The 22,680-nt window shown below is 67.4% G+C and carries 18 protein-coding genes; 15 read left to right on the top strand and 3 right to left on the bottom strand.

Going from position 1 to position 22,680, the window contains the following annotated elements; all coding sequences use genetic code 11:
- Positions 1-31: 31 nt before the first annotated feature.
- The 9 genes from lpdA (at position 32) to BMW75_RS06420 (ending at position 10,906) form a co-directional block, all read left to right on the top strand.
- Positions 32-1,459: a dihydrolipoyl dehydrogenase gene (lpdA, locus tag BMW75_RS06380; RefSeq protein ID WP_092577921.1), complete on the top strand. Its 1,428-nt coding sequence runs from the start codon at positions 32-34 to the stop codon at positions 1,457-1,459.
- Positions 1,460-1,566: 107 nt separating this feature from the next.
- Positions 1,567-2,658 carry a cell division protein ZapE gene (zapE, locus tag BMW75_RS06385; RefSeq protein WP_076519466.1) on the top strand — a complete coding sequence of 364 codons (1,092 nt, stop codon included), beginning with the start codon at positions 1,567-1,569 and terminating at the stop codon, positions 2,656-2,658.
- A gap of 111 nt (positions 2,659-2,769) precedes the next feature.
- Entirely contained in the window at positions 2,770-3,303 is a 534-nt protein-coding gene (locus BMW75_RS06390; protein ID WP_092577922.1) for a sigma-70 family RNA polymerase sigma factor, read from the top strand.
- Positions 3,296-4,294 (top strand): FecR domain-containing protein, encoded by a 999-nt coding sequence (locus BMW75_RS06395; RefSeq protein ID WP_092577924.1) that lies wholly within the window; start codon positions 3,296-3,298, stop codon positions 4,292-4,294. Before BMW75_RS06390 ends, BMW75_RS06395 begins: the two co-directional genes overlap by 8 nt.
- 142 nt (positions 4,295-4,436) lie before the next feature.
- Positions 4,437-6,899, top strand: coding sequence for a TonB-dependent siderophore receptor (locus BMW75_RS06400; protein WP_371466757.1), 2,463 nt, complete (start codon positions 4,437-4,439; stop codon positions 6,897-6,899).
- Between the two features lie 201 nt (positions 6,900-7,100).
- Positions 7,101-7,382, top strand: coding sequence for a DUF3649 domain-containing protein (locus tag BMW75_RS06405; RefSeq protein ID WP_076519471.1), 282 nt, complete (start codon positions 7,101-7,103; stop codon positions 7,380-7,382).
- On the top strand, positions 7,379-9,163 hold the full coding sequence (locus tag BMW75_RS06410; RefSeq protein ID WP_092577929.1) for a PepSY-associated TM helix domain-containing protein: 1,785 nt from the start codon (positions 7,379-7,381) through the stop codon (positions 9,161-9,163). Before BMW75_RS06405 ends, BMW75_RS06410 begins: the two co-directional genes overlap by 4 nt.
- Entirely contained in the window at positions 9,160-9,483 is a 324-nt protein-coding gene (locus BMW75_RS06415; RefSeq protein WP_092577930.1) for a DUF3325 domain-containing protein, read from the top strand. Before BMW75_RS06410 ends, BMW75_RS06415 begins: the two co-directional genes overlap by 4 nt.
- Before the next feature lie 67 nt (positions 9,484-9,550).
- Positions 9,551-10,906, top strand: coding sequence for a tryptophan--tRNA ligase (locus BMW75_RS06420; RefSeq protein WP_092577932.1), 1,356 nt, complete (start codon positions 9,551-9,553; stop codon positions 10,904-10,906).
- A 69-nt stretch (positions 10,907-10,975) separates the two neighbouring features.
- On the opposite strand, the gene BMW75_RS06425 is transcribed toward BMW75_RS06420, so the two are convergent.
- Both BMW75_RS06425 and tex read right to left on the bottom strand, forming a co-directional pair.
- Positions 10,976-11,482 (bottom strand): TMEM165/GDT1 family protein, encoded by a 507-nt coding sequence (locus BMW75_RS06425; protein ID WP_092577934.1) that lies wholly within the window; start codon positions 11,480-11,482, stop codon positions 10,976-10,978.
- A gap of 342 nt (positions 11,483-11,824) precedes the next feature.
- Positions 11,825-14,197, bottom strand: a complete 2,373-nt coding sequence (tex, locus tag BMW75_RS06430) for an RNA-binding transcriptional accessory protein Tex (protein ID WP_092577936.1) — start codon at positions 14,195-14,197, stop codon at positions 11,825-11,827.
- Positions 14,198-14,435: 238 nt separating this feature from the next.
- Here tex and BMW75_RS06435 point away from each other — a divergent pair, with 238 nt between their 5' ends.
- A complete protein-coding gene (locus BMW75_RS06435; protein WP_076519483.1) occupies positions 14,436-16,526 on the top strand; it encodes an ATP-dependent DNA helicase in 2,091 nt (696 codons plus the stop codon).
- 100 nt (positions 16,527-16,626) lie between these two features.
- On the opposite strand, the gene BMW75_RS06440 is transcribed toward BMW75_RS06435, so the two are convergent.
- Positions 16,627-17,385 carry an outer membrane protein assembly factor BamD gene (locus BMW75_RS06440; protein WP_254791946.1) on the bottom strand — a complete coding sequence of 253 codons (759 nt, stop codon included), beginning with the start codon at positions 17,383-17,385 and terminating at the stop codon, positions 16,627-16,629.
- Positions 17,386-17,522: 137 nt separating this feature from the next.
- Between BMW75_RS06440 and BMW75_RS06445 the strand changes: the two genes are divergently transcribed.
- The 5 genes from BMW75_RS06445 (at position 17,523) to phaR (ending at position 22,528) form a co-directional block, all read left to right on the top strand.
- Positions 17,523-18,521 carry an RluA family pseudouridine synthase gene (locus BMW75_RS06445; RefSeq protein ID WP_076519487.1) on the top strand — a complete coding sequence of 333 codons (999 nt, stop codon included), beginning with the start codon at positions 17,523-17,525 and terminating at the stop codon, positions 18,519-18,521.
- The gene (gene pgeF, locus BMW75_RS06450; RefSeq protein ID WP_092577941.1) at positions 18,509-19,273 is read left to right on the top strand and encodes a peptidoglycan editing factor PgeF; all 765 of its coding nucleotides are present in this window, start codon (positions 18,509-18,511) and stop codon (positions 19,271-19,273) included. Before BMW75_RS06445 ends, pgeF begins: the two co-directional genes overlap by 13 nt.
- 124 nt (positions 19,274-19,397) lie before the next feature.
- Positions 19,398-21,029 carry a class I poly(R)-hydroxyalkanoic acid synthase gene (phaC, locus tag BMW75_RS06455; protein ID WP_092577942.1) on the top strand — a complete coding sequence of 544 codons (1,632 nt, stop codon included), beginning with the start codon at positions 19,398-19,400 and terminating at the stop codon, positions 21,027-21,029.
- A gap of 77 nt (positions 21,030-21,106) precedes the next feature.
- On the top strand, positions 21,107-21,844 hold the full coding sequence (gene phbB / locus BMW75_RS06460) for an acetoacetyl-CoA reductase (RefSeq protein WP_076519492.1): 738 nt from the start codon (positions 21,107-21,109) through the stop codon (positions 21,842-21,844).
- A gap of 117 nt (positions 21,845-21,961) precedes the next feature.
- A complete protein-coding gene (gene phaR / locus BMW75_RS06465; protein ID WP_076519493.1) occupies positions 21,962-22,528 on the top strand; it encodes a polyhydroxyalkanoate synthesis repressor PhaR in 567 nt (188 codons plus the stop codon).
- The last annotated feature ends 152 nt before the right edge of the window (positions 22,529-22,680 follow it).

Below are 22,680 nucleotides of genomic sequence, written 5' to 3' on the forward strand. Positions count from 1 at the left end.
CGCTTCTTCATCCCTCATTCGCGAGAACACTATGTCCAAACAATTTGACGTCGTCGTGATCGGCGCAGGCCCCGGCGGCTACATCGCCGCCATCCGCGCCGCGCAGCTCGGCATGTCGGTCGCCTGCATCGACGCCTGGCAGAATGGCCAAGGCGGCCCGGCTCCCGGCGGCACCTGCACCAACGTCGGCTGCATCCCGTCCAAGGCGCTGCTGCAATCGTCCGAACACTTCGAGCAGGCCAACCACCACTTCGCCGAGCACGGCATCGAAGTCAAGGGCGTCAGCCTGAAGCTCGACACGCTGATCGGCCGCAAGAACACGGTGGTCAAGCAGAACAACGACGGCATCCTGTACCTGTTCAAGAAGAACAAGGTCACGTTCTTCCACGGCAAGGGCGCGTTCAGCGGCCAGGTGGAAGGCGGCTGGGCCATCAAGGTCACCGGCACCGCCGAGGAAGACCTGGTGGCCAAGCACGTCGTGGTCGCCACGGGCTCGTCGGCGCGTGAGCTGCCCGGCCTGCCGTTCGACGAAAAGGTCGTGCTGTCCAACGACGGCGCCCTGAACATCGGCGCCGTGCCCAAGACGCTGGGCGTCATCGGCGCTGGCGTGATCGGCCTGGAAATGGGCAGCGTGTGGCGCCGCCTGGGTTCCGACGTCACCATCCTGGAAGCGATGCCGGAATTCCTGGCCGCCGCCGACCAGCAAGTGGCCAAGGAAGCCCTGAAGGCCTTCACCAAGCAAGGCCTGAACATCCAGATGGGCGTCAAGATCGGTGAGATCAAGGCGACCGCCAAGTCGGTGACCGTGCCTTACGTCGACGCCAAGGGCGCCGAGCAGAAGCTGGTCGTGGACAAGCTGATCGTCTCGATCGGCCGCGTGCCCTACACCGGCGGCCTGAACGCCGACGCCGTGGGCCTGAAGCTGGACGAACGCGGCTTTGTGGCCGTGGACGGCGACTGCAAGACCAACCTGCCGAACGTCTGGGCGGTGGGCGACGTGGTGCGCGGCCCGATGCTGGCGCACAAGGCCGAAGAAGAAGGCGTGGCGGTTGCCGAGCGCATCGCCGGCCAGCACGGCCACGTCAACTTCGACACCGTGCCGTGGGTCATCTACACCTCGCCGGAAATCGCCTGGGTCGGCAAGACCGAGCAGCAGCTCAAGGCCGAAGGCCGCGAGTACAAGGCCGGCAGCTTCCCGTTCCTGGCCAACGGCCGCGCCCGCGCGCTGGGCGACACCACCGGCTTTGCCAAGGTGATCGCCGATGCCAAGACCGATGAAGTCCTGGGCGTGCACATCGTGGGCCCGATGGCCTCGGAACTGATCTCGGAAGCCGTGACCATCATGGAATTCCGCGGCGCCGCCGAAGACATCGCCCGCATCTGCCACGCGCACCCGACGCTGTCGGAAGCCGTGAAGGAAGCCGCTCTGGCCGTGGACAAGCGCGCGCTGAACTTCTAAGCCACGCTTGACCTCTGCAAGACCGGGGGCGGGTTCCAGGACCCGCCCTTTTCTTTATTGCCCTGTTGTTTCTCGCCTTTTTTCATTCAGCCTGATCCGGTTCCCACATGAACGTCAGCGAATACTACGAACACGCCTTGGCCGAACGCGGCTACAAGCCCGACGAAGCGCAGAAGAAGGCGATCGACCGCTTGCAGCGCTATTACGACGAATGGGTCAAGTTCAAGTCGATGCGCTCGAACGCGCTCAAGAAGCTTTTGAACCGTCCCGACGTGCCCCGGGGCGTCTATCTGTGGGGCGGCGTGGGCCGCGGCAAGAGCTTCCTGATGGATGCGTTCTACGCCACCGTGCCGGTCGTGCGCAAGACGCGCCTGCACTTTCACGAATTCATGCGCGGCGTGCACCGCGAGCTGGAGGAAGTGAAGGGCATGCAGGATCCGCTGGACGAGGTCGCCAAGCGTGTGGCCAAGCGCTACCGGCTGATCTGCTTCGACGAATTCCACGTGTCCGATGTGGCGGACGCGATGATCCTGCACCGCCTGCTGCTCAAGCTGTTCGAATACGGCACGTCCTTCGTGATGACGTCCAACTACGAACCGTCCACGCTGTACACCGACGGGCTGCACCGCGATCGCGTGCTGCCCGCCATCGCGCTGATCCAGTCGCGCATGGACGTCATGAACGTGGATGCGGGCGTGGACTACCGCCGCCGCTCGCTGGAGCAGGTGCAGAGCTATCACACGCCGCTGGACGAGCACGCGCAGCAGGCGCTGCAGGCGGCCTTCGATGCGCTGGCCGATACGCCGCCGCAGGAGCCCGTGCTGCACATCGAGCATCGCGAGATCCGCGCGCTGGCGCTGGGCGGCTCGGTGGTGTGGTTCGATTTCGCCACGCTGTGCGGGGGTCCGCGTTCGCAGAACGACTATCTGGAACTGGCCAACCGCTTCCACGCGGTGATTCTTTCCGGCGTGCCGCGCATGGGGCCGCGCCAGGCTTCCGAGGCGCGTCGCTTTACCTGGCTGATCGACGTGTTCTATGACCACCGCGTCAAGCTCATCATGTCCGCCGAGTGCGAGCCCGAAGAGATCTACACGCAGGGCGCGCTGGCCAACGAGTTCCACCGCACGGTCTCGCGCATTCTTGAAATGCAGTCGCGCGAGTACCTCGAATCCGAGCGCCGCCTGGCCGCGACGTTGTAGCAATGCCTCACCCGGTCCTATTTTCAAGGACCGGGGGCCGTCTGTCATTGTTAATGCAAGTCATTATCAATTAAGATTCCGAGACTTTGGTTCACCGCCGCAGTCTCAACCTTGTCCTCCACCTTGCTTTCCTCGTCGGGTCCGTGCGTCGACACCCCGGCCGCGCCCGTCGATGGCTTGTATCGCGATCATCGCCCCTGGCTGTTCGGATGGCTGCGCCGCAAGCTCGGCTGCGAGCATCGCGCCGAGGACCTGGCGCAGGACGTATTTGTCCGGGTGATCCAGGGCCGCAAGCAGGTGCGCGCCCACGAGGCCCGCGCACTGCTCACCACCATTGCCAAGGGCTTGGTGGTGGATCACCAGCGCCACGCCGCGCTGGAGCATGCCTACCTTGCCTATCTGGCCGCCGTGCCCGAATCCTATGCGCCGTCTCCCGAAGCGCAGGCCGAGCAGTTGCAGGCGCTGGTGGAACTGGACCGCCTGCTGGACGGGCTGCCGCCCAAGGCACGCGCGGCGTTCCTGCTGTCGCAACTTGACGGCCTGACCTATCCCGAGATCGCCGAACGCCTGGGCGTGTCATTGAGCTCGGTGCAACAGTACATGGTGCGTGCGATGTCCGCGTGCTATGCGGCGATCCATGCCTGACGCCGCCGACGCCGCAAACGGCGCGCCATTGGACGGTCGGGCGCCGGCGGGCCCGCCATCGGACGCCGTGGTGCGCGAGGCCATCGTCTGGTGGACGCGGCTGCAATCCGGGGTGGCCGACGCGGGCGAGCAGCAGTCCTGTCGCGACTGGCTTGCCCAGGATCCCGCCCACCGCGTGGCGTGGGACCGGCTGCAGGCCATCGGCCGCGATGCGCGCCGGGTGCCGGCGGCGTTGGCGCACACCGCGCTGAACGCGCCGGCATCGCGCGGGCGGCGCACCGCCCTGCGCAGCCTGCTCGCGGTGGCCGGTGTGGCCGCCACCGGCTGGACGGGCTATCGCCACGCGCCCTGGCAGCGGCTGGTCGCAGACTACAGCACCGCCGTGGGCGAGCGCCGCGCGCTCGCGCTGGCGGACGGCCTGCGCGTCACGCTCAACAGCGACACGGCGGTGCGCGTCAACGTCCGCGGCAGCGCGCGCGACATCGATCTGCTGCGCGGCGAAATGCTGGTGCAGGCCGACCCGCGCCCCGGCGTGCAGGCGCTGCGGGTGGACACCGGCCATGGCGAATTGCGCGCCGAGCGTGCGCGCTTCGACCTGCGGCGCACGGCCGACGACGTGCGTGTCGGCGTGTACGAAGGCAGCGTCGCGCTGCTGCGCCAGGGTGTCCTGACGCCACTGAGCGCCGGCGAACGGCTGGCCTATGCCGCCGATGCCGACCTCGGCCGCGCCGCGGCGGACCCGGATGGTCTCGCCTGGGTGGACGGGATGGTGGTGGCCAAGGAGTGGCGCCTGGACGACTTTGCCGGCTATCTGGCGCGTCAGCGGGTGGGCGTGATCCGCGTCGATCCCACGGTGGCGCATTTGCGGCTGTCGGGCGTGTTTCCGCTGGACGACGCCGAGCGGGCGCTCAAGGCGCTGGAGCACACCTTGCCCATCACCGTCACGCGCCATACGCAGTATTGGTTGCAGGTCGGCCCCCGCGACGCCTGACTGTTACACATTTTCTTGCCGGCGCATTGCAGGTTTTGCATCCCCGTACGGAAAGCAGAAGAAACCACCGTACAGGGAGATCTTCGTGTCCGCTTCATTCCATCCGCGCCTGCGCGCACCGATGACCGCCGGCCGCCAGGCCATGCTGGCCGCCACCTGCGCGGGCGCGCTGGTCGCCGGCGCGCCGGCGGCCTGGGCGCAGTCCACGCCGGCCGCGGCGCCCGCCACCGTCAACGCGCAACGCACTTTTCAGATTCCGGCCGGGCCGCTGGCCGATGTGCTGACGCAGTTCGCGCGCAGGGCGGGGGTGGTGCTTTCGTTCGATCCGGCGCTGGTCCGGGGCCGGCGTTCGGAAGGGCTGGACGGCGCCTACACGGTGGGCGCGGGCTTTGCGCGCATCCTGGCGGGCAGCGGCCTGCAGGCGCGCGCGCGGTCGGGCAATGCCTGGACCCTGGCGCCCGCGCCGGTCTCCACCGGCGATGCGCACACGCTGGCGCCCGTGACGGTCACGGGCCTGTCGGACAGCGCCTATGCGCCCACGGTGGGATACGTGGCCACCGCCAGCGCCAGCGCCACCAAGACCGATACGCCGCTCATCGAGACGCCCCAGTCGGTGTCCGTGATCACGCGCGAACAGATCACCGAGCAGGGCGCGCAGACGCTGAACCAGGTGCTGCGCTACACCGCCGGCGTGGCCACGGAGTCGCGCGGCGCCACGGCGACGCGCCTGGACCAGTTCACCGTGCGCGGGTTTTCGGCGTCCACCTACCTGGACGGGCTGCGCGTGTTCGGCGGCCGCGATGCGCTGCCGCAGGTGGACGCCTTCCGCCTGGAGCGCGTGGACGTGCTCAAGGGGCCGGCGTCGGTCATGTACGGGCAGGGCGGCCCCGGCGGCGTGGTGAACCAGGTCAGCAAGCGGCCGCTGGACGAGCCGCTGCGCGAAGTGGGGCTGCAGGTCGGCAACTACGATTTCCGCCGCGCGAACGTGGACTTCGGCGGTCCCATCGATGAAGAAGGCAAGTTCCTCTACCGCCTGGTGGGTTCGGGCTACATGTCCGACGGCCAGGTGCGGGACACGAAGGAGCGCCGCTATTTCGTGTCGCCGGCATTCGCCTGGAAGCCCAATGCCGATACCTCGCTGACGATCCTGACGAATTTCCAGCATGATCCCGACATGGGTTCTTACGGCGCCTTGCCGGCCATGCGCACCCTGCTGCGCGCGCCCGATGGCTTCCAGCTGCCGGCGGACTACTACGACGGCGACGCCAACTTCGAGAAAAGCGACCGCAAGAGCTATTCGCTGGGCTACATCCTGGACCATCGCTTCAACGACACCTTCAAGGCGTCGCAAAGCCTGCGCTGGACGCATTCGGACGCGAAGTACCGCAGCGTCTACGGCGCGATGACCAACTACTACGGCTACACGGACAGCAGCTATCTGTACCACCAGCGGGCGTCGATCGCGACGGACGTGGACGTGGGCGCGCTGACCCTGGACAACAACCTGCAGGCGCGGTTCGACACCGGCAGGATCGGCCACAACGTGCTGGTCGGCTTCGACTACCAGCACGTCAAGACCGACACGCTGTCGGGCTTTGGCTCGGCGCCGCCGCTGTACGTGAAGAACCCGGACAATTTCCAGAACATTCCGGTGCCGGCGTTCTCCAGCGACGCCACCACCACGCAGTACCAGACCGGCGTGTACTTCCAGGACCAGATCCGGATCGACCGCCTGTCGTTCCTCCTGGGCGGGCGCTATGACTGGTCGCGCAGCGTGGGCGAGACGAAGGCCATCGCCTCGGGCCGCGTCACGCCGTCGGCGCTCAACGCGGAAGCGTTCTCGGGCCGGTTCGGCGCGATCTACAACTTCGACAACGGCGTGGCGCCGTACTTCAGCTATTCGGAATCGTTCGAGCCGCAGTCCGGCACGGGGTGGAACAACACGCCGTTCAAGCCGATCGAGGGCAAGCAGTACGAAGTGGGCATCAAGTACCAGCCGCCGGGTTCGGCCACGATGCTGACCTTCGCGGCCTTCGACATCCGGCGCGAGAACATGACCACCACCGATCCCGATCCGACGCACCTGTGCGGCACGGCGGGCGGCCGCTGCTCGATCCAGGCGGGCGAGCTGCGCACGCAGGGCATCGAGCTGGAGGCCAAGACCGAGCCGATGCGCGGCCTGTCGCTGATCGCCGCGTATTCGCTCATGAACAACGAATACACCAAGGCTTATCCGAACGCGTCCGGCTTCGACCTGACCGGCAAGACGCCCGTCGCGCTGCCGTCGCAGCAGGCGTCGGCGTGGGCGCGCTACCAGCTGCAGGAAGGGCCGCTCGCCGGCCTGGGCGTGGGCGGCGGCGTGCGCTATATCGGGTCGTCCTACGCCAACGAGGCCAACACCATGAAGGTGCCGAAGGTCACGCTGGTCGACCTGATGCTGGACTACGACCTGGGCCGCGCATCGCCCGCGCTCAAGGGCATGCAGGTCGCGCTGAACGTGCAGAACCTGTTCGACAAGGAATACGTCGCCTCGTGCTCGGGCGATTCGTGGTGCTGGTTCGGCTACCAGCGCTCCATCAAGGCCAGCTTGCGGTATCGCTGGTAAGCCGGGGGAAGGGCGGCCCGCGCGGCGGGTCGCCTGCGCTTCGCACGTCGATCGGGTCTTTTTGTCTTAACGAGAATCGTTATAATTCAGGCCTTATACAGGGAAAGGCGGATAAGCTCGGGCCCCCTCCCACCCCCGGGTCCGCCAGCGTCCCGCAACCACCTGATACTCTACGTGAAAGCTCCCGCAGCCGGCGCAGGCATGATGCGCTACCGATTCGCCGTTCTTTCCCGCGCGACGGCCGCCATCCTGGGCGGCTATGCCCTGGCCTCGGCGGCGGCGGCCTGCCTGGCGGTCTGGTTGCCGCTGGGACGGGCGGACGCCGTGACCGCGGCGCAGATGCTGTCCTTCGTGGTCTACGCCTGCGGCGTGATCTGGGTGTTCGCGACACGCAACGCCTGGCGCGCCTGGGCCGGCATCCTGGGCCCGGCCGCGCTGCTGGGCGGACTGTTCCTGGCCCATCGCCTGGCGGCGGCCGCATGAAGGCCGCCCAGCCCAAGGCGCCAGGCGAAGAGGGCCTGCGCCAGTCCATGTCCTGGCTGCACACGTGGGCGGGCCTGATCTTCGGCTGGGTGCTGTTCGCCATGTTCCTGACCGGCTCGCTGGCCTTTTTCCGGCCCGAGATCACGCGCTGGATGCAGCCCGAGATCCAGGTGCAGCCGGTCCCCGCCGTCCAGGCGGTCGAGACGGCGCAGCGCTATCTGGCGGACCATGCGCCCGACGCCAGGCGCTGGTTCATCACGCCGCCCTCGGATCGCGAGCCGCTCATCCAGTTGCTGTACCAGACGCCCAAGCCCAAGCCGGGCGAACGCGGCTTCGTGCGCGTGAAGCTGGACCCGGCCACCGGCCAGGCCGTGACGGCGCGGCAGACGCGCGGCGGCGACTTCTTCTACCGCTTTCATTTCGAGCTGGAAACCGCGTTTCCGTGGGGACGCTGGCTGGCCAGCATCGCGGGCATGTTCATGCTGGTGGCGATCATCAGCGGCATCATCACGCACAAGAAGATCTTCGCCGACTTCTTCACCTTCCGGCCGAAAAAGGGCGGCCAGCGCGCCTGGATGGATGGCCATAACGTGTTGTCGGTGCTCGGCCTGCCGTTCCACCTGATGATCACGTTCAGCGGCCTGGTGCTCTTCATGGTGATGCTGATGCCCGCGGGCATCCTGGCCGTGTACGACACGCCGCGCGACTACACGAACGAGGTCTTCAAATCCTCCCAGGTCACGCCGCCGCAGAACCGGCCCGCGCCGTTGGTTGCCATCGCCCCGCTGGTGGAACAGGCGCAGCAGCATTGGCAGGGACGGCTCGGCCGCGTGACCGTCAATAACCCGGGCGACGCGGGCGCCACCATCACGCTCGTGCGCAGCGTGAGCGACGGGGTGTCGTACGGCCTGTTGGCGCCCTATATGCGTTTTGACGGCGCCACGGGCGCGCTCCAGGAAGCCCAGGACGAACGCAGCGCCACCGCGGCGACGGCGGGCGTGATCACCGGCCTGCATCTGGGCCTGTTCGCCGAACCCGTGCTGCGTTGGTTGTATTTCCTGGTCAGCCTGGCCGGCACGGCCATGGTGGCGACGGGCCTGGTGCTGTGGATCGCCAAGCGTCGCCAGAAGGCGCGGCCGGGCGACGCGCGCGAAGCGTTCTCGCTGCGCCTGGTGGATGGCCTGAACGCGGGCACCATCGCCGGCGTCGTGTTCGGCGTGGCCGCGGTGTTCCTGGCCAACCGGCTGCTGCCGGCCGACATGCCTGGCCGCCAGGTCTGGGAGGTTCGTGCTTTTTTCCTGGCCTGGGGCGGGTCCCTGGTCTACGCCTTCCTGTTCCCGCGCCGCAAGTGGCGCGACCTGCTGGCCGTCGCCGCGGCCGCGCTGGCCCTGGTGCCGGTGGTCAATGCGCTGACCACGGACCGGCATCTGGGCGTCTCCTTGCCGCAAGGCGACTGGGTGATGGCGGGTTTTGACCTGACCTGCCTGGCGAGCGCCCTGGTGTTCGGCTGGATGGCGCGCAGGGCCGCCATGGCGCGCCAGGCGCCCGCCCGGACGGCGGGCAAGCCGCGCGCCGCGCGCAGCGAGACGGTCAAGGCCGCCGTTGCCGCCGCGGCTCCTGCTGCGCCCCCTGCTGCGCCCCCTGCTGCGACTCCTGCTGCGACCCCTGCTGCGCCCCCTGCTGCTTCCTCCACTGCCGCCGTTTTCCCCGCCCCGCAGGAACCGGCCATCCCGGCTGCGCGGCCGCAGACCCCACTTGAACCGCGAGGTGAGACGCCATGACGCTGGCCGCCTTCTGCCTGGCCTACGCGGGGTTTTCCGCACTGTGCCTGGGCATGGACCGTCACTACGAAGACCTGTTCGACCGGGCCCTGCCGCGCCGCCATCGGGTGCCGCTGCGGCTGTTCGGCTGGGCCGCGCTGGCGCTGTCCTTGTGGGCGTCGGCGGCGGTCTGGGGGTGGAGCTACGGGACGGTCGAGTGGATCGGCATCCTCAGCATCGCGGGCCTGCTGCTGATCTGGTTCCTGACGTTCCGGCCGCGCGCGGCCCTGACCGCCGGCGGCCTGTGCGCGCTGGCCGCGCCGGTGCTGGCGGTGTGGTAGGCGGCGGGGCCGCCGCGCCGCGGCACGTTACACTGACGGCTTCCCCAGCAAACCGCCATTTCGCCTCATGAATACCCGCGTCCTTACCGGCATCACCACCACTGGCACTCCCCATCTCGGCAACTACGCAGGCGCGATCCGCCCGGCGGTCCAGGCCAGTACGCAACCCGGCGTGGACGCATTTTTCTTCCTGGCGGACTACCACGCGCTGATCAAATGCGACGACCCGGCGCGGGTCGCCCGCTCGCGCCTGGAGATCGCCGCCACCTGGCTGGCGGTGGGCCTGGACCACGAGCGTGTGACGTTCTACCGCCAATCGGACATTCCCGAGATCCCCGAACTGAGCTGGCTGCTGACCTGCGTGACGGCCAAGGGCCTGATGAACCGCGCGCATGCGTACAAGGCCTCGGTGGACCAGAACGTGGCCAAGAACGTCGATCCGGATGACGGCATCACCATGGGGCTGTTCTCGTACCCCATCCTGATGGCCGCCGACATCGTCATGTTCAACGCGAACAAGGTGCCGGTGGGCCGCGACCAGATCCAGCACCTGGAAATGGCCCGCGACATCGCCCAGCGCTTCAACCACCTGTACGGGCGCGATTACTTCACGCTGCCCGAAGTGGTCATCGAGGAAGACGTGGCGACGCTGCCGGGCCTGGACGGCCGCAAGATGTCCAAGAGCTACAACAACACGATTCCCCTGTTCGAAGGCGGCGCCAAGGCCTTGCGCGCTTCCGTGATGCGCATCGTGACCGACTCGCGCGAACCCGGCGAGCCCAAGGACGCCGAGTCCTCGCACCTGTATACGCTGTACCGCGCGTTCGCCACGCCCGCGCAGTCGGCGGCGTTTCGCAAGCAGCTCGAAGAGGGCATGGGCTGGGGCGACGCCAAGCAGGCGCTGTATGAACACTTGGAAACCCTGCTGGCGCCCATGCGGGAAAAGTACGTCGAACTGATCGCCAATCCCGGCCGCATCGAAGACATCCTGCAGGCCGGGGCGGCCAAGGCCCGCAAGCTGGCCGTGCCGTTCATGCAGGAACTGCGCGAAGCCGTGGGCCTGCGCAATCTGGGCGCGGGGGCGGTGGCGGGCAAGGGCGCCCCGGGCAAGAAAGAAAAGTCCAAGGGCGCGCGCTTCGTCAGCTTCCGCGACGAGGACGGCGGTTTCCGCTTCCGCCTGCTGGCGGCCGACGGCGAGGAACTGCTGCTGTCGCAACGCTTTGCCGATCCCAAGCAAGCCGGCGCCGTGATGCGCCGTCTGCAGTCCGAGCCCGCCGACAGCGTGCTGCAGGCCGATGCGCAAGGCGTTGGCGCGGTGGTCGATGGCGTGACCGTCGCCACGGCGCCTGCCGGCGCCCAGGGCGAGCCCGCCACGCTGCTGGCGCGTACGCGCGACGCGCTGCTGTCGCTGTCGCAGGAATAACCTACGGAACGGGGCGGCGCGCGCCATGCGCGCCGCCGGTTGCGGCCAGCGCTTCGCGCAGCCGCGCCCCTAGTTCAGGCGCGCGCTGGCCACGATGCGGCCGTCGCGCACCTGGAAGCGCTGCACGTGGCCCTGGCCCGCGATTTCAAGCAGATCGCCCTGCGAATAGCCCGTGACATTGGGGCAGTCCAGCCATTCCGGATTGATGAACGGAAAATACTTGAGCGTGCCGCTGCCCTGGCTGGCAAAGTCGAACGTGGTGTTGGCGACGACTTCCGGGTCCCATTGGCTGGCGTCGTAGGTCAGCACGCATCCGGTGCCGATGCGGTAGACGATGCTGGCGCCCATGCTGGCAAAGCCCAGCGCGCCGACATGCAATTGCGCCTGGTTGCGCAGTTCAATGACCCGGCTGCCCAGGCGTTCCAGCGTGACGTGCTTGAAGGTCACGTTGGCGCCGTCGACGATCAGGTGAGAATACTGCCCCAACGTGACGTCGCCGTACACGCCGCTGGGCGCGGCTTCTTTTTCGGTAATGATTGCGGTTTCGTTGGCGGCAAGCGTAATGGTGCTGAGCATGGCGGACGGATCTCCGGTCTATCAGGGGGGCGCGCTCTTGTTCTGATGCTGCTACCCGATAGACGTTTCGCGCCGCAGCTCGCCTGATCGTGGATTTTTGCGTCGCCGGAAGGAAGGTCATCCGGTTCTCACCCTTGCGTGTGATTTTTATTATTTGGACACAATTCGATATTTTCACTTATTTTTGGAACGTCGAATTGAGCGAACGCAACGAAAGCGGGCGATTTACGGGAAACCCCTAGGTGCTGCGGCGCGGCCGGGGCCAAAAAAAACCGGTGCGCGAGGCACCGGTTTTTTGCGGAAGGTCGGACGCCGGAACGCCGGAGCCCGCGGATCAGCGGATCAGCGCTTGAGCTTGGCGAACGCGTCAGCCATGGCGCTGTTCATCGACCCCGCGGCTGCCCCCGCCCCGCGGCCGCCGTCGCCCTGGCGGCGCGGACGGTCGCCGCCCTTGGGGGCGTCGCCGCTGCGGCGGGCCGGCGCGGCGGTGTCGTTCAGGCGCATGGTGAGGGCCACGCGCTTGCGCGCCGCGTCCACTTCCAGCACTTTGACGCTGACGGTCTGGCCCACGCGCACCACGTCGCGCGGATCCTTCACGAACTTCTCGGCCAGCGCCGAGATGTGAACCAGGCCGTCCTGGTGCACGCCGATGTCGACGAAGGCGCCGAAGTTGGCCACGTTGGTCACTACGCCTTCCAGCACCATGCCCGGGTACAGGTCGTTCAGCGTTTCCACGCCTTCCTTGAACTGCGCCGTCTTGAACTCCGGACGCGGATCGCGGCCGGGCTTTTCGAGTTCGGCGAAGATGTCCTTCACCGTGGGCAGGCCGAAGCGCTCGTCGGTGAAGTCCGACGGCGACACGCCCTTGAGCGCTTCGCGCTGGCCGATGATCTGCTGCACGTCGGCCTTGATCTTGGCGACGATGCGCTCGACGACGGGATAGGCCTCGGGGTGCACGGCCGATGCGTCCAGCGGGTTGTCGCCGTTGGGAATACGCAGGAAGCCGGCGGCCTGCTCAAACGCCTTGTCGCCAAAGCGCGGCACCTTGCGCAGGATCTCGCGCGTGGGGAAGGCGCCGTTTTCGTCGCGGAAGGCCACGATGTTCTTGGCCAGCAGCGAGTTCAGGCCCGACACCCGCGCCAGCAGCGCCGCCGAGGCCGTGTTCACGTCGACGCCCACGGCGTTCACGCAGTCTTCGACCACGGCGTCCAGCGAGCGCGCCAGCTCGCGCTGGTTGACGTCATGCTGGTACTGGCCCACGCCGATGGCCTTGGGGTCGATCTTGACCAGTTCGGCCAGCGGGTCCTGCAGGCGGCGGGCGATGGACACGGCGCCGCGCAGGGTCACGTCCAGGTCGGGGAATTCCAGGGCGGCGGTTTCCGAGGCCGAATACACCGAGGCGCCCGCTTCGGACACCACCACGCGGGTGACCTTGAGGTCGGGGAAGCGTTCCATCATGTCGCCCACGAGCTTTTCGCTTTCGCGCGAAGCCGTGCCGTTGCCGATGGCGATCAGGTCCACGTTGTGGCGTGCGACCAGCGCGGCCAGCGTGTTGATCGTGCCTTCGCGGTCGCGGCGGGGTTCGAACGGGTAGACGGTGGTGGTGTCGACGACCTTGCCGGTCTTGTCGATGACCGCGACCTTGCAGCCCGTGCGGATGCCGGGGTCCAGCCCCAGCACGGCCTTGGGGCCGGCGGGCGCGGCCAGCAGCAGGTCTTTCAGGTTGGCCGCGAACACGCGGATCGCCTCGGCTTCGCCGCTTTCGCGCAGGCGGCCGATCAGTTCGCTTTCAAAGGCCGTCAGCAGCTTCACGCGCCAGGTCCAGCGGCAGACCTCGCCCAGCCAGCGCGCGCGCGGCGGTGCGTCCAGGGCGAACAGGCCGTTGCCCAGCTTCAGGAAATTGGCGATGCGGGCCACGCACGGGTGCGGGGTCTGGGCCTCGAGGTCGGCTTCCAGGCCCAGGCGCAGTTCCAGCACGCCTTGCTGGCGGCCGCGCAGCAGTGCCAGGATGCGGTGCGAGGGCAGGGTGCGCAGCGGCTCGTTGAAGTCGAACCAGTCGCGGAAGTTGGCGCCTTCGGTTTCCTTGCCCTCGATCATCTTGGAGTAGAGCAGGCCCGTGGACCACAGGTGCTCGCGCATGTCGGCCAGCAGGTCGGCGTTTTCCGCGTAGCGTTCGGCCAGGATGTCGCGCGCGCCGTCCAGCGCCGCCTTGGCGTCGTTGATGGCGGCTTCGGGATTCAGGTATTGCGCGGCCAGCGCGGCGGGATCGCAGGCGGGATCGTCCAGGATGGCGTCGGCCAGGGGCTCGAGGCCGGCCTCGCGGGCGATCTGGGCGCGCGTGCGGCGCTTGGGCTTGTACGGCGCGTACAGGTCTTCCAGGCGCTGCTTGGTGTCGGCGGCGGCGATTTCCTGCTGCAGCTCGGGCGTCAGCTTGCCTTGCTGGGAAATGGACTCCAGGATGGCGCCGCGGCGCTCTTCGAGTTCGCGCAGGTAACCCAGGCGGACTTCCAGGTTGCGCAGCACGGTGTCGTCCAGGCCGCCGGTCGCTTCCTTGCGATAGCGGGCGATGAAGGGCACGGTTGCGCCGTCATCCAGCAGTTCCACCGCCGCAGCGATCTGGGAGGCGCGCGCGCCCAGCTCGGTGGCGAGCTGCGCGACGATGCGGGCGTTGTCGACGCCGGCGGCGACGTTCGTGATAGTGGAAGTTTCAGACATCTCTATACGACGGCAAAAAGGGAAAACGAGGGGCGGATTGTGCCATAAGCCGTTGTTACAGAACGTGCCCGAAGGGACCGATCTGTCCCTCTGGCAACGGCCTTGCGGTAGCCCGCAAGCCGAAAAGCGCAGCCACAGCGGGTATCATTTGGGTCCTTCCCAATTCAGTGTCTGGCGCCCGAACCGATCGTCCCGGCACCGGTTCACCCCATCCTCCGACCGACACTAGGCTGCTGTAATGCTGGACCTGGACATTTCCGAATTCTTCGACGACGACGGGCCGCTGGCCACCGCCATGCCCGGCTACAAGCCGCGTCCTTCGCAGGTGGAGCTGTCGCAGGCCATCGGCCAGGCCATCCAGGACCGGGCCACGCTGGTGGCCGAGGCCGGGACCGGCATCGGCAAGACCTGGGCCTATCTTGTACCCGCGTTCATCCAGGGCGGCAAGGTGCTGATCTCCACCGGCACGCGCACCCTGCAGGATCAGCTCTACACGCGCGATCTGCCGCGCGTGCGCGCGGCACTGGGCGCGCCCGTGACCGCCGCGCTGCTCAAGGGCCGCGGCAATTACGTGTGCCACTATCACCTCGAACGCCTGCAGGGCGACGAGCGCGCGCTGAAGTCGCGCACCGAGATCCAGCAACTGCGCCAGATCCAGGTGTTCGCGGGCATCTCCAAAACCGGCGACCGCGGCGACCTCGCGCAGGTGCCGGAAGACGCCGACATCTGGCAGCGCGTGACCTCCACGCGCGAGAACTGCCTGGGCCAGGAGTGCCCCCGCATCCGCGATTGCTTCGTCGTCAAGGCGCGCCGCCAGGCACAGGAGGCCGACGTGGTCGTCGTCAACCACGCGCTCTTCATGGCCGACCTGATGCTGCGCGAAGAAGGCGTGACCGACCTGCTGCCCGAAGCCGACACCGTCATCTTCGACGAAGCGCACCAATTGCCCGACACCGCCACGCGCTTTCTGGGCAGCAGCGTATCCACGCACCAGTTGATGGACTTCGGCCGCGCCCTCGAAGTGGCGGGGCTGGCCTATGCGCGCGAAGCGGCCAAATGGAGCGACGTCAGCCGCCACCTGGAAACCGCCGCGCGCGAATTGCGCCTGGTCTGCGCGCCGCTGGACAAGATGCCGGGCCGCAAGGCCACCTTCGAGGCCATTCCCAATCCCGAGGAATTCGACGAGGCGCTGCTGGCGCTGCGCGAAGCCGTGGACGGCGCCACCAAGGCGCTGGGCGCGGTGGCCGAAAAACACCCGGATCTGCTCACGGCCGCGCGCATGGGCGCCGAAATCTCGGTCAAGCTCAAGCGCTGGGCGACGCCCGGACGCGGCGGCGCCGCGCTGGACGACGAAGGCTGGGGCCGCGACGACCAGGCGCCCGCGCAGGACGCGCTGGGCGACGGACCGTCCACGCCGGCCGCCCTGCTGGAAGGCGCCGCGCTGGCCGAGCAATGGACCGGCCCGGCGGTGCGCTGGGTCGAGCACGGCCTGCATCACGTGCGCCTGCACTCGGCGCCGCTGTCGGTGGCGCAGGCCTTCTCCAAGTTCCGCAAGCCTGGCCAGGCCTGGATCATGACCTCGGCCACGCTGTCGGTGAATGGCGAATTCACGCACTTCACCAGCCAGCTCGGCCTGGACCGCGCGCGCACCGGCAAGTGGGAGTCGCCGTTCGACTACCCTGAGCAGGCGCTGCTGTTCGTGCCGCGCGGCATGCCCGAGCCCCAGTCCCCGCAATTCCTGGACCGCTTCGTCCAGACCTTGATGCCGCTGCTGGAAGCCAGCCCCGGCGGCACGCTGGTCCTCTGTACCACGCTGCGCGCGGTGGACAAGGTGGCGAACCTGCTTGCCGACGCCTTCGACGACGCGGGGCACGACTGGCCGCTGCTCAAGCAGGGCGAGGGCACCCGCCGCGACCTGCTGGACCGCTTCTGCAAGCTCACGCATCCGGTGCTGGTGGGCAGCGCAAGCTTCTGGGAAGGCATCGATCTGCCGGGCGACGTGCTGACGCTGGTGGCGATCGACAAGCTGCCTTTCGCGCCGCCCGACGATCCGGTCATCGAGGCGCGCCTGCGCGCCTGCCGCGCGCAGGGCGGCAATCCGTTCGCGGAATACCAGCTTCCCGAAGCCGCCATCTCGCTCAAGCAGGGCGCGGGCCGGCTGATCCGCACGGAATCCGATTGGGGCGTGCTGATGGTGGGCGACGCGCGGCTCGTCGAAAAGCCCTACGGCAAGCGCCTGTGGCGCGGTCTGCCGCCGTTTGCGCGCACCCGCGAACTGGAAGAGGTGCTGGCGTTCTACCGGCGCAAGCGCGGTTCCGACGACGCTTGAAGCCAAGCCAAGCCAAGCCGGACCGGGTCGGCTGGACGCAGGCAAAAAAATGGCCCTTCCGAAGAAGGGCCATTTTCTTTCCCATGCGGGCGGGATCCGATCAGTTGAACGGATTCCACCAGCTCTTGTCGGCCTTCAGGCCCTTGGTCCGGAACTCGCTGTTCGGGTAGTTCTTTTCGTACACGCGCTGGGCGTCGTTCTTCAGTTCCGTCATGTTCAGTTTGTCGTACGACTCGACCATCAGGTAGAGCGCCTCTTCGGTGGCGGGCGCGCCCTCGAAATCGGTGATCACCGTCTGCGCGCGGTTGGCCGCGGCCACGTAGGCGCCGCGCTCGTAGTAGTAGCGGGCCACGTGGACTTCGTTCATGGCGATGGTGTTGACCAGCCACGCCACGCGCTTTTCGGCGTCGACGCTGTACTTGCTTTCCGGATAGCGCTTGATCAGTTCGGTGAAGGCGTCGTAGGACGCGCGCAGCCCCTTGGGATCGCGCTCGGCCGGGTCCTGGCCGGTGATGTTGCTCATGAAGGCGCTGGCCGGCGTGAAGTTGATCAGGCCCTTCAGGTACAGCGCGTAGTCGGTGCCGGGGTGGTTGGGATAGAGCTGCTGGAAGCGGTCGATGGCCGCCAGCGCCTGCTCGTTTTCACCGTCCTTCCAGTTGACGTAGGCCAACTCGAGCAGCGCCTGCTGCGCGTACACGCCGAAGGGGTAGCGGCTCTCGATGGCGGTCAGGCGTTCGCGCGCTTCTTTCCAGCCGCCCGACGACATTTCAGCCTTGGCGTCCGCGTAGAGCTGTTCTGCGCTCCAGTTGGTGGTCTTGTCGTACTTGCTGTCCGTGCCGCTGCAACCGGCGATGACCATGACGGCAAGTAGCGCAAGAACCACGCGCAAAACCGGCCCGCTGCGGGAGGCGGGATTCGAGGGAGCTGCAGGGTGGTGAATCACGAGAATCGTATCCTTGGTGGTAGCATGGCAGGCTGATTATATGATTTGTCTCCATGTCTGATACAGCCGCCCGCGCAGATCTTGTTTCCGACGATAGCGCCGACGAAAATCTCGACGAAACCAGCCGCGGCGAGCCGCAATTTGTAACCGTGCCGTCTGCCACGCGCGCCGACCGGCTGGACAAGGTGCTGGCGGGCCTCTTGCCCGACCACTCCCGCAACCGCCTGCAGGGCTGGATCGAATCCGGCAACGTCCTGGTGAACGGGGCGCCTGGCAAGATCCGCCAGACGGTCGGGCCGGGGGACGAACTCACCATCTGGGCGCAGCCCGCGCCGGACGCGCTGGCCTTCACCGCGGAACCCGTCGAATTCGGCGTCGTCGCCGAAAGTCCCGACTGGATCGTGGTCGACAAGCCCGCCGGCCTGGTCACCCATCCGGGGGCCGGCAACTGGAGCGGCACGCTGCTCAACGGCCTGCTGCATCGCTATCCGGAACTCGCCCACGTCGCCCGCGCCGGCATCGTGCACCGGCTGGACAAGGATACGTCCGGGCTGATGGTGGTGGCCCGCAACGACACCGCGCAGACCCACCTGGTGCGCCAGCTCCAGGCGCGCAGCATGGGCCGCGAATACGTGGCGCTGGCGCATGGCTGGGTGGCCGCCGCCGGCAAGGTCGACCGCGCCATCGGGCGCGATCCCCGCGTGCCGGTGCGCATGAGCGTCGAGCGGCCCGTGGCGCCCAAGCCGGCCATTACCAATTACGCACCGGCCCGCCGCGGCATGGTGGAGCCGGGCGGCCGGGTGACCGAAGTGGTGTGCCGCCTGGAAACCGGCCGGACCCACCAGATCCGCGTGCACATGGCCAGCCTGGGGCATCCGCTGCTGGCCGACACCCTCTACGGCGGCAAGAACATCGCGGGGGCGCTGCGCCAGATGCTGCACGCCCGCGCGCTGCATTTCGACGATCCGGGCGGCCAGGGCGAGGTCCGGTTTGCCGCGCCGGTGCCCGCCGACATGGCGCAGGTCCAGGAGAACATTGCATGGAACGCCTGATCGCGGGCCTGCCCGTCGTCACGGGACCCGAATGGCAAGGGGTGAACTACTTCTGCACGACGCGGTCGGGCGGGGTGGGGGTGGCGCCGCACGACACCCTGAATCTTGGGCTGCGGGCCGAGGACAACCCCGAGGCCGTGGCCGAGAACCGCCGCCGCGTGCGCGCGGCCGTGCCGTCCGCGCCCCTGTGGCTGCGCCAGGTCCATGGCAGCGAGGTCGTGGACGCCGACCGGCCCGACGTGCCTGCCGAACCCGCGGCGGACGCCAGCGTCACGGCGCAGCCCGGACGGGTGCTGGCCGTCATGGTGGCCGACTGCCTGCCGGTCGTGATCGCCGATGCCGAGGGCAAGGTACTGGGCGCGGCGCATGCCGGCTGGCGCGGGCTGGCGGGCGGCGTGCTGGAACGGACGCTGGCCGCCATGCAGGCCAAAGCCCCGCAGGCGGACGGTTGGCGGGCCTGGGTCGGGCCGGGCATCGGTCCGCGGCACTTCGAGGTCGGGCAGGACGTACTGGACGCCTTCACGGGCGACGATCCCGCCACGGCGCGCTTTTTCGCGCCCCGTCCCGGCATCGCGGGCAAATGGCTGGCGGACCTCGCCGGATTGGCGGATTTCCGGCTGCGGCGCGCCGGGGTACAAGAGGTGGTGCTCAGTGGCGAATGCACGGTGACGCGCGCGGACCGGTATTTTTCCTACCGCCGCGACGGGGTGACCGGACGCATGGCGATGCTGGCCTGGCTAGCCCCGGTTTGATCTCGCGCAAAGGCCCGGGCTGGCCTTGCGTCCTACTCTTGCAGCCCTCCTTGTATACCCGCATTGACAGTCCTGGACCCGGAATGCAACATCAATCGCGAAGTTTCGATAACAAGGTGTCGAAGTGAATGCCAATCTCTCCGCAGGTCCCATTCCGGTGAGCGTGGCACCGGAAGTCCTGGCTGACATCCAGGCTGAGTTCTCTCGTGAATGGCAACGCATTTGCGACGATGCCCGGCGCGGCGCGCTCGCGCCGCCGTCCGATCGCCGCTTTTCCGGCGAGGCCTGGGCCGCCAACGCGTCGCATCTGCTGCTGGCGCACACCTATCTGTTGTCAGCCCGTGCCATGCAGCGCATGGTCGACGCCGCCCAGGTCAGCGAACCCATGCGCGACCGGCTTCGGTTCTCGATCATGCAGTGGGTCGACGCGCTGTCGCCGTCCAACTTCCTGGCGCTGAACCCCGACGCCCAGCGCTCCATCGTCGAAAGCGCGGGCCGCGCCCTGAACGAAGGCCTGGCGAACCTGCTGGGCGACGTGCAGAAGGGCCGCATCACGCAGACCGACGAATCCCAATTCGAGATCGGCCGCAACGTGGCCACGACGCCTGGCGACGTCGTCTTCGAAAACAAGCTGTTCCAGCTCATCCAGTACGCACCCTCGACCGCCACCGTCCATGAGCGGCCGCTGGTCATCGTGCCGCCGAACATCAACAAGTTCTACATCCTGGACCTGCAGCCGGAAAACTCCTTCGTGCGCCACGCCGTGGAGCAGGGCTACACGGTCTTCCTGATTTCCTGGCGCAATCCGGTCGCCGCCGACACCGACGGCGTGGACCGCGCCACCTGGTCCGACTACCTGGACGATGCCGTGCTGCAGGCCCTGCGCGTGGCCAGCGACATCACCGGGCAGCCGCAGGTCAACGCGCTGGGTTTCTGCGTGGGCGGCACGATGCTGGCCTCCGCGCTGGCGCTGGCCGAGGCGCGCGGCGAGCATCCGGTGGCCTCGCTGACCCTGCTGACCTCGCTGCTCGATTTCCACGACACCGGCGTCCTGAAGGTCTTCGTCGACGAAGCGCACGCGCTCATGCGCGATCACCAGTTGGGCAACGGCGGACTGATGCCGGGCCGCGACCTGGCCACCACGTTCTCGTTCCTGCGCCCCAACGAGCTGGTCTGGAACTACGTGGTCGGCAATTACCTGAAGGGACAGAAGCCGCCGGCCTTCGACCTGCTGTTCTGGAACGGCGACAGCACGAACCTGCCGGGACCCTTCTTTTCCTGGTATTTCCGCAATACCTACCTTGAGAACAATCTCAAGGTGCCGGGCCGCGCCCAGGCTGCCGGCATGCCGCTGGACCTGACGCGGCTGAAGATGCCGGCCTATATATTCGGATCGCGCGAAGACCACATCGTGCCCTGGGTGTCGGCTTACGCATCCACGCAGTTGCTGCGCGGACAGCAGCGTTTCGTGCTGGGCGCATCGGGCCACATCGCCGGCGTGGTCAATCCGCCCGCCAAGAAGCGCCGCAGCTACTGGTCGGCCGACGCACTGGAGCAGGCCGGCCCGCTGCCGGGCGACCCGAACGCCTGGTTCTCGCAGGCAGTGGAGCACCCGGGAAGCTGGTGGCCCGACTGGGCCGCCTGGCTGGCCGGACATTCCGGCAAGCAGGTCAAAGCAAGGACGAAGGCAGGCAATGCCAAGTACCGGCCCATAGAGCCGGCTCCTGGCAGGTACGTGAAGGTCCGGGCGGCATAGACCGCGATTCGCGATCGATCCCCGGTCATGAAGAAAGTTAATCAACGAGGCGTCCGTCGCACACAGGAGGAAGTCCAATGAGCGGAAAACTGGCTTACGTAACAGGCGGGATGGGCGGGATTGGCACCTCTATTTGCCAGCGCTTGGCCAAGGATGGCTTTCGCGTGGTGGCAGGTTGCGGCCCCAGCCGCAATTACCAGCAATGGCTGGATGAGCAGGCCGCGCAGGGCTTTACGTTCCACGCGTCGGTGGGCAACGTGTCCGATTGGGACTCCACGGTTGCCGCATTCGAAAAGATCACCAACGAGCTCGGGCCGGTCGACGTGCTGGTCAACAACGCGGGCATCACCCGCGACGGGCTGTTCCGGAAAATGAGCGCCGACGATTGGCGGGCGGTCATCGACACCAACCTGAACAGCCTGTTCAACGTGACCAAGCAGGTCATCGACGGCATGGTCGAGCGTCAGTGGGGGCGGGTCATCAACATCAGCTCGGTCAACGGCCAGAAGGGGCAGTTCGGCCAGACCAACTACTCCACGGCGAAGGCCGGCATCCATGGCTTCACCATGGCGCTCGCGCAGGAAGTGGCCAGCAAGGGCGTGACCGTCAACACGATCTCGCCCGGGTATATCGGCACCGACATGGTCCGGGCCATCCGCCCGGACGTGCTGGAGAAGATCGTCGCGACGATTCCGGTGCGCCGCCTGGGCACGCCCGAGGAAATCGCATCCATGGTCTCGTGGCTGGCTTCGGACGAATCCGGCTTTTCGACCGGCGCGGACTTCTCGCTGAACGGCGGCCTGCACATGGGCTGACGCGGCCGGGCCGCCCGTAGGCGGCCCCATGGCGCCGGACGGCCTCGGCCAGAGGGCCGTCCGGCATTACACTCACCTTATCGAAAGCCTAAGAGATCGCCCGATCCGGGGACAACCATGACGCAAGCACAAACCGGCGCCAGCCTGCGCCTGATTAAAAAGTACCCCAACCGTCGCTTATACGACACCCGGACCAGCACCTACATCACCCTGGCAGATGTCAAGCAACTGGTCCTGGCCAACGAGGAATTCCAGGTCGTCGATGCCAAGAGCAGCGAAGACCTGACGCGCAGCATTCTTTTGCAGATCATCCTTGAAGAGGAGAGCGGCGGCATGCCCATGTTCTCCTCCAACATGCTGTCGCAGATCATCCGTTTCTACGGCCATGCCATGCAAGGCATCATGGGTTCCTACCTTGAAAAGAACATCCAGGCCTTCATGGAGATCCAGCAGCGCATGGCTGAACAGTCCAAGGGCCTGTACGGCAGCCAGTTCGGTCCGGAAGCCTGGACGCAATTCATGAACGTGCAGACCCCCATGCTGCAGAACATGATGAACAACTACATCGACCAGAGCAAAAACCTGTTCGTGCAGATGCAGGACCAGATGCAGGACCAGACGCGCGCGATGTTCTCTACCTTCCCGTTCACGCCAGGCGGCACGCCGGGCGCGGGGCGCAAGTAAGGGCGGATTCACGCGATTCGCGGCGGCCCCTCCCGGGGGGCGCGCCAGGACAGCCAGCCGCCTCGGCATCAGCCCGGGCGGCTTTTTCTTGCTTGACCCAACGCAATGATCCGGCACTTATCGTGCGCCAAGGTTCAGGGATGTGTCAGCAA

The organism is Achromobacter sp. NFACC18-2 (genome assembly GCF_900108985.1).
In the GTDB taxonomy this organism is placed as follows: Bacteria; Pseudomonadota; Gammaproteobacteria; order Burkholderiales; family Burkholderiaceae_B; genus Achromobacter.